General features: G+C 46.1%; 5 protein-coding genes. 1 reads left to right on the forward strand and 4 read right to left on the reverse strand.

Annotation, left to right across the window (positions count from 1 at the left end; translation table 11 throughout):
• Window positions 1-59: 59 nt before the first annotated feature.
• The 3 genes from fhuB to BIT28_RS20185 are packed head-to-tail and all read right to left on the reverse strand — an operon-like array spanning window position 60 to window position 3,735.
• A complete protein-coding gene (fhuB, locus tag BIT28_RS20175) occupies window positions 60-2,057 on the reverse strand; it encodes a Fe(3+)-hydroxamate ABC transporter permease FhuB (RefSeq protein WP_075766744.1) in 1,998 nt (665 codons plus the stop codon).
• The gene (locus BIT28_RS20180) at window positions 2,057-2,950 is read right to left on the reverse strand and encodes an iron-siderophore ABC transporter substrate-binding protein (RefSeq protein WP_075766745.1); all 894 of its coding nucleotides are present in this window, start codon (window positions 2,948-2,950) and stop codon (window positions 2,057-2,059) included. Before BIT28_RS20180 ends, fhuB begins: the two co-directional genes overlap by 1 nt.
• A gap of 17 nt (window positions 2,951-2,967) precedes the next feature.
• Complete coding sequence (locus tag BIT28_RS20185; protein ID WP_075766746.1) at window positions 2,968-3,735, reverse strand: ABC transporter ATP-binding protein; 768 nt, start codon at window positions 3,733-3,735, stop codon at window positions 2,968-2,970.
• A gap of 153 nt (window positions 3,736-3,888) precedes the next feature.
• Between BIT28_RS20185 and BIT28_RS20190 the strand changes: the two genes are divergently transcribed.
• Complete coding sequence (locus BIT28_RS20190; RefSeq protein WP_075766751.1) at window positions 3,889-5,097, forward strand: MFS transporter; 1,209 nt, start codon at window positions 3,889-3,891, stop codon at window positions 5,095-5,097.
• Here the strand turns inward: BIT28_RS20190 and BIT28_RS20195 are convergent.
• Window positions 5,094-5,825: a siderophore ferric iron reductase gene (locus tag BIT28_RS20195; protein WP_075766747.1), complete on the reverse strand. Its 732-nt coding sequence runs from the start codon at window positions 5,823-5,825 to the stop codon at window positions 5,094-5,096. The two genes, BIT28_RS20190 and BIT28_RS20195, sit on opposite strands and share 4 nt — an antisense overlap.
• Between the last annotated feature and the right edge of the window lie 252 nt (window positions 5,826-6,077).

The raw sequence follows: 6,077 nt of genomic DNA on the forward strand, positions 1-6,077 counted from the left end.
CCCGCATTGAGTCGATGGTCACAACCAAAGAAGAGACGGTGAAAACAGCTCAACTCGACTTAACGCCTCATCAGATACAGGAAGTAGCCACCACCGATCAAGGATGCCAATAACCCTGCCGGGAACTGCCAAGGGAACCATAGTGTTCGACCAATCCAGTCGGCACTAACCATTATGATTGCACCCAATAACGCTGAGGTAAGCATCTGAGGGATGGCTCGATATTGGTGAAGAGAGCGTGCCATATGAGGAGCCAACAAACCGATAAAGCTCAGGGGGCCAATAACGATAGTGCACAGTGTGGTAAGCGCTGCGACTAACAGAAGTAACACCAATCGTACGACAGTCGTGTTCATTCCGATGCTGCTCGTTGTGACGTCACCTAAGCGGATGAGCTCAATCCAGCGGTGTAACGACAATGCGATAACACCGACGATGGCAACGCCGATGGCGAGCAAAACAACATCTTGATTTGCCACAAGGTAGGTAGAGCCTGACAGCCAAGTGAGCAGAGCTGTAGCATTGCCACTGCCTGAACTCATCGCGATTCGCAGCAAAGCGTCTAAACCGGCGCTCAGAGCAATACCTGTCAATAAGGTTTGAGTTGGGGAAAAGTTATGTTTTCTGCCCATTAGCCAGACCAAAGCTGTGACTGAAGCCGCGCCAAGGGTGCCGAGCAGCATTTGCTGCTCTCGTCCTACAGCAGTACCAAATATTGTGCCAAGGACAAGCGCAAGAGCTGCGCCGGAGCTGATGCCCAACACCTCTGGACTCGCCATAGGGTTGTTCGAAATACGTTGAATAATTGTCCCCGCAAACGCAAGTCCAATGCCAGCCAGCAAAGCAACCAAAACTCGCGGTACACGTAAATCGAACAATGATTGGTTTAGCTCAAAGCTCCAGCCGAGTTGGTTTTTACCAAGCACCAGTGACAGCGCACAAGTTGCCACAAGTACTGTGGACATAGCGACAAGTACTTTGCGCGTATCGACCAGTTTGTAATGCTCAGTATGTTCGGTACGGTGTTTTAAGTCTGAGTGCAATTTTGTTCGTTGCAACAACCACAGCAGAAATGGGGCGCCAATCAATGCGGTCATCGCCCCAGTAGGCAGCAGTTCTCCGCCGACACCAGAGAATGGCTGAACCACCAAATCGACAATGAGTAGGATTAGGCTACCCACTAAACCACTGATGAGGATTTGCTTTGCAAGTGCTCTAACACCAAGCATTCTGGCGATAGCCGGGGCGACAATGCCAACGAAACCAATCAAGCCGACTTCACTGACCACGGCCGCGGTAATAAAGATCGCCAACGACAAACAAAGTAATTTGACCTGTTTAATGTTTACGCCGAGTGATGTTGCAACATTGTCGCCAAACTGAAGCGCTGATAACGGACGCTGCAAGGCTAGCAACAAGAGGGTCGGGATTAAGACCAAGGGCAGTAAAATCTGCGTGCTCGACCAGTCATTCTGATTGAGTACGCCAGCCCCCCATACGAAGAGACTGGTAAGCCGCTGTTCATGAAACATGAGCAACATGGTGTTTAACGAGCCCAAAAATAGGCTTACCACCATACCCGCCAATACCATATGCAATGGTGAAAAGCCTCGTGCTGAACTCAGGGCAAATACCAACCCTGTTGCAAGACAACCACCGATAAAAGCGGGAATAAACCCTGGAATGGCAAGGTTTGTCGGTAATAAAAGGATACCCAGCACCATGCCAAGTTCAGCGCCAGTTGCGACCCCGAGGGTAGTTGGCGAGGCAATAGGGTTACGTAGTACAAACTGCATAACGCACCCTGCGACTGCAAGCGCAAAGCCACAAATAAGCGCAACCGTGAGCCGAGGTAAGTAGGTTAGATGAGTAATAAGGTGCTGATAGTTTGATGCATCAAAGTGAAAAAGCGTATCCCAAATCAACCCGATGCCCTGTGAATAAGGGGCGGTAGTTTGGAGTAATGAGCCGAGAATCAAAGCAGCAGCGCTCGATAACGCTGCTGCTTTTAGGTTGAATCGCCCTGTGACTTGGTTTGTGAGCTTGAAGGTATCCATTATTTTTCAGTCAGTTGCTCTGTAATGTGGTCGCTAAATCTTTGCGCTGCGATTAGTCCGCCGAAAGTCCAAATAGCAGGAAGCTCATAAACAGAGTCCGTACGCGTAAACTCCATAGCTTGCCAAAGAGGTGACTGAGTAAGTTGCTCTCGTTCTTCTTCCTTGAGCGGGCCGAAGATCATGACATTTGTCTTTTGATGCTCTGCGAGCTTTTCAGTTCCCGCCGTGCTAAAGCCCCATAAATTTGTCTGCTCTTGCCAGTCGTTTTTAAGACCCATTACGTCGATTGTTGCTTGTGCTAGAGAGCCCTGACTGTGGATTCGCAGCGTTTTGTCATTGATAAAGCGAGCAAACAAGAGCGGCTTGTCTGCGTTTCCATTTGAACGCACTTTTTTACCGTTATCACTCAATCGTTTATTAGTCTGTTCTATCAATTGCTGAGCTCGTAGCTCTTTGTCGAACACTTTACCTAAGGAAACGGTAACAGATTTTGCTGACTCCAACGGCTGCTTTTCTTCACTATAGAAGCTGTACACCAACACCGGAGCGATTTTGCTCAGTTGGTTGTATGCTGCAGCCATATGTTTGCTGATCAGGATGACGTCAGGCTTTAGCTCAGTAAGTAGTTCAAGGTTTGGCTCGCGTCGAGAGCCTACGTCTGTAACACCGGAGGCTAACGCTGGTTCAACAACCCATTGCCGATAACCTCTGGCATCTGCAACACCTTCCATCTCAACCCCTAGGCTCAATACTGTTTCTGTTAATGCCCAATCTAAAGCAACCACTTTTTGAGGGGGAGTATCGAAAGAGGTAGTGCCCATTTCATGAGTAATGTCTAGAGCATAAGTATTGCAAGCGACTGCTGCGAACAGCATCATTATGAACGTTTTCACGACTGATTCCTTTTGATTTAAGGGATGTAGCTGATAGGCTTCCCTGTCTCGGGGTGCTTAAACAGAGCAAGTTCCATTCCGTAGATTTTCATGAGCGTCTCTGGTGTCATCAAATCCTCAGGTGAACCGGATGCAATCACTTTTCCTGAGTGGAGAGCAATCAGCTGGTCGCTGAATTTAGCCGCCATATTGACATCATGAAGTACCATAATGACCGTTAGCCCTAAAGATTGATTGAGTTCTCTGATCAAGGCCAACAACTCGTGTTGGTGCGCTACATCTAATGCAGAGGTAGGTTCATCAAGCAAAATGCACTGACTTTGTTGAGCAAGCAGCATCGCCACCCAAGCTCTTTGTCTTTCACCGCCAGAGAGTGTAGCTACGAATCGATCTGCAAAAGCATTCAGCCCTACTTTTTTAATCGCTTCATCAACGATGGCGTAATCTTTGTTACTGTAGCGTCCGAATGCCCCCTTCCACGGATAACGACCAAAACAGACCAGTTCACGAACAGTAACACCATCGGTAATTGGTGGATGTTGCGGCAGGTAAGCAACTCGGTGTGCGAACTCGAGATGACTAAATGACGATATCAATTGTTGATTGAAAAAAACCTGGCCTGCAGTTGGAGTATTTTGTCGACTCAATAGCTTAATTAGGGTCGATTTGCCACACCCGTTATGACCCAGCAAAGTGGTAATCTTCTTTGATTCAAAAGTTAGGCTAGTTGGGGAAAGAATCTTCTTACCGTCGATTTCGAATGATGCATTGGCAAGCTGGTACATGATGAAATATGAAGTTGAGTTAATGGCTACGAACAGTTAATGTTACCACACTGAAATTAAAATGATAATTATTTACATAATCAATAAATATACCGGTAACTATGGCGTTTCGCATTGCTGAGTTTCCTAACATTTTCTAGCCCCCTCAAAATTATGTCAGTTATACAAAATAAGAAGTTTCACTTGGTTGCCATTAGCCTTGCATCGGCTCTTATGGGGATTGGCCAGAACGGTTTACTGGTTTCTTTGCCTTTTCTTGTTGAACAATCCGCATTCAGTTTGCCAACTTGGTCCGTTCTCATCGCGATAGGAAGTTTGTTGTTTTTGCCATCAGCCCCATTCTGGGGGCGCTATAGTGATAAACATGGCCCAAAGAAAGTGGTCATTCAGGCGTTGATTGGCATGGTTGTAAGCTTTTCATTACTGTGTTTGTTTGCAATCACAAGCCATATTGAAGAGACACTTGCTATTGTTTGTTTCATAGGGTTGTTGATTGCCAGGATCATTTATGGCTGCACTATATCGGGGTTGATTCCCGCGAGTCAGCACTGGGCGATCATCTTATGCGGTGAAAAGAAGCGTCTTCAGGCTATCACCTCTGTCAGTATTGGTTTGAGTGCTGGACGGTTGATAGGCCCCCTAATCTCTATTCTGGCGCTAAAGCTTTCTCCTTTCGCACCACTAATGATAATGATTGTGCTGCCATGTATTGCTTTAATCGCAGCGATTTTATTGCCAGCACCAAAGATGGATAATGAGCAGGCAAATAAAAAATCGCCGTTACCTTGGTTACCACAAAAGCCACTATTGCCTTTCTTGATGAGCGGGCTTTTGCTTTGCGCGGCTATTGCTTTACTCCAATACAGCTTTTCCCCGTTAATTTACTCGGTCACAAACTGGCCTACGGAACAATTAAGTGACACTATTGGCGTACTGTTGACTATCAGCGCCGCATGTACATTTGTTACTCAAATTTTAGTGATCAAGAAAAAGAATTTGGCGCCTCTCGTTATGTACCGTTTAGGCGCTTTCGGCTTAGTCGTTGGGTTTATTTTGTTCTTGGTACCCAGTATTTGGGCGTTTGGTATTGCGATGGCCATAGCTGCAGGTGGAGCGGCGTTACTTGTCCCTGCTTACACCTCATTCGCGACCGAGAAACAAAATGACGCGCCTGGTACAGTCGCAGGGTATATTTCAATGTCTCATACCATCGGCTATGGGCTGGCGTCACTGCTGGCCTTTAGTTCAACACTGCATCCTCTTTACCCTGTCTACCTATGTACTGCGTTCTCTACTTTGATTCTTGCAACAGCATACTTTGCCGTAAGAAAAGAAAATGTTGACGTTGTCGAGCAAATTTAACGTTTGTTATTAGGGTGCCTTGGACAATCAGCGCATAGTTTTCGCCCTTGGCACCTAAAAACCAAACAGCAGCTCGTTCGCACTAAAGTAAGTTGTTTTGACTCTTCATTGTATGTTAGAGAAGCTAGCAGCTTTTCAGGTAGGTCGCACGCTGCTAGCCATTGACGAGCTTGTTCGGATAGATACTCGCCAGAAAGGTCGGGAGCAAAGTGGTTTAGTTTTACTAGACAGCCGAATATGCCATCGGCAATCAGGTGATGAGTGAAACCTGGTCTGATGCGTACCCATTGGCTCATTTCTTGTCGAAAATAATCAAACAGAATAATGAGCTCTTTGCCTGCACTCTGAATAAGCTCACGCTCAGATCCCTCTATATACTTCTCTGAGGCAAACTGGTAGCCGCTTACAAAGTTAGGCTGAACATGCTGCCCAATTGAGGATAATTCCGGTAATCCACGACAGGAATAAATTGCAATAAATGCCACATAGATTGGTTGCCAGCAGAGCAACGTCCAAGTTCGAGTGAGCCAATAAGGCGCACCGGCCTCCGGGTGGGCTTGTTTCAAATTCTCATATAGCTCACGGATACTTTCAGAGCTTGAGCGGTCAATATGAATGAACGACTGTTCAAGGTAATTTTCCGATCGAGGTTTTATTGATCCATGTAAATAGGGGGTTACCTGTTTTGAGTGCTCGAAAAGGTGCTCAAAAAACGAATGGCCACTCATCTTATTATTCTTACTCCATTAAATCCGTAATAAGATCATAAATAAACTCATCTTTTCTTACAAATGATTATCGTTTCCCTTTATTTTCGGTTGAATGCTGAACGTGATTTTGCCCTGCCTTTGGTAGGCTAAAATCGCGTTAACGAAATAGGAGTGAATTTTTGTTCTAACGTTGCGTATTCCGGCGATTGTGATCTAGGATTCCGTTTTTTTTCGATCACCTTTTTACCCTCTTTTTCTCTACCCTTATTT

Origin of the sequence: Photobacterium proteolyticum, from assembly GCF_001939735.1 — a bacterium.
Classification (GTDB): Bacteria; Pseudomonadota; Gammaproteobacteria; order Enterobacterales; family Vibrionaceae; genus Photobacterium; species Photobacterium proteolyticum.

Excerpts from the sequence above, each read along its gene's own strand:
- BIT28_RS20185 (WP_075766746.1), bottom strand. The coding sequence starts at position 3,735 with ATGTACCAGCTTGCCAATGCATCATTCGAAATCGACGGTAAGAAGATT.
- fhuB (WP_075766744.1), bottom strand. The coding sequence starts at position 2,057 with ATGGATACCTTCAAGCTCACAAACCAAGTCACAGGGCGATTCAACCTA.
- BIT28_RS20195 (WP_075766747.1), bottom strand. The coding sequence starts at position 5,825 with ATGAGTGGCCATTCGTTTTTTGAGCACCTTTTCGAGCACTCAAAACAG.
- BIT28_RS20190 (WP_075766751.1), top strand. The coding sequence starts at position 3,889 with ATGTCAGTTATACAAAATAAGAAGTTTCACTTGGTTGCCATTAGCCTT.